This window comes from Aquiflexum sp. TKW24L (assembly GCF_023502205.1).
Lineage (GTDB): Bacteria > Bacteroidota > Bacteroidia > Cytophagales > Cyclobacteriaceae > Cognataquiflexum.
The window spans coordinates 1-1,096 of sequence record NZ_JAMFLG010000088.1; the positions used below are offsets into that span (position 1 = coordinate 1).

The following is a 1,096-nucleotide window of genomic DNA, read 5'->3' on the forward strand; positions in this document are numbered from 1 at the left end:
TGTGAGCGCACCTGCTGGGCTCACGGTAGATACAGACAAAGGAATATGTGAGGCAAGGGAAGTTTACCTTGGGGTAGCCACATTTACAGGTGACATCCCTGACGGAGGTCTGACCAACGATGCGCCGGAAACCTTCCCACTCGGAGAGACCATAGTAACCTGGACAGTAACTGACAGGAATGGCAATACGGCAACATCCCTGCAGAAAGTAATAGTCAGGGACAGGGAGATTCCGGTCATAAAAGCTCCGGCAAACCTTGTTTTAAGCTCTTCCGGTGGTGGCATTCCTGCCACCGAGGTTACACTTGGCCAACCTGAAACATCTGACAACTGCAGTATTGCCGAGGTAAGGAACAATGCCCCTGCCGTATTCCCGATAGGCACCACCACGGTGACCTGGACAGTCAAAGACGGAAGCGGCAACATATGCACCGCCAAACAGAAGGTTACAGTCAATCTTGTCAGTGGGGAATGTAAGGTGATAGCCAAAGCGATTCCTGAGATCACACTCAGACTGAATAAGGATGGCAAAGCCAGACTTAACCCTGATATGGCCGACAACGGTTCCACGGCCACCTGCGGCACCCCTAAACTCGACCTGAGCAAGTGTGACTTTACCTGTGTGGATGTCGGTGAGAACACCGTCAAACTGATCGTCAAGGATGGTAAGGGAAACAGGGATGTCGCTGAGTTCAAGGTGATCGTTGTGGATGATACCAAGCCGAAAATTACAGTGGACCAAAGACCGTTTGTATGGATCATGCGTTCAGGTGAAACCTTTAGGATGCCTGATTTCAAAGACAGAACCACTGCCAGTGACAACTGCTCCTTTGACATTACCCAGACGCCGGCACCGGGCACAGTCTTTAAAAAACCTGAGAACTGCTACATTGAGTTTGAAGCCAAAGACCAATCAGGCAATACAGCCATGGCCAAATTCAAATTCAAGCTGATTGTCTTCAAATGCAAGAAAGTTGGCAAAACATCCAGAACGACCGATGAGGTTACCAATGACCTGGTGACTGTGCCTTGGAATACGCCGTTTGAAAGGCTTGTAGCAGAAGGGATTGAGTTTGAGGAAGGAAGTGATCCGGAG

General features: G+C 49.7%; 1 protein-coding gene. It reads left to right on the top strand.

What is annotated here, in order from left to right:
• Window positions 1–1,096, top strand: a 1,096-nt coding sequence (locus M3O96_RS21875; protein WP_249725451.1) for an HYR domain-containing protein, incomplete at both ends; no start/stop codon positions are given.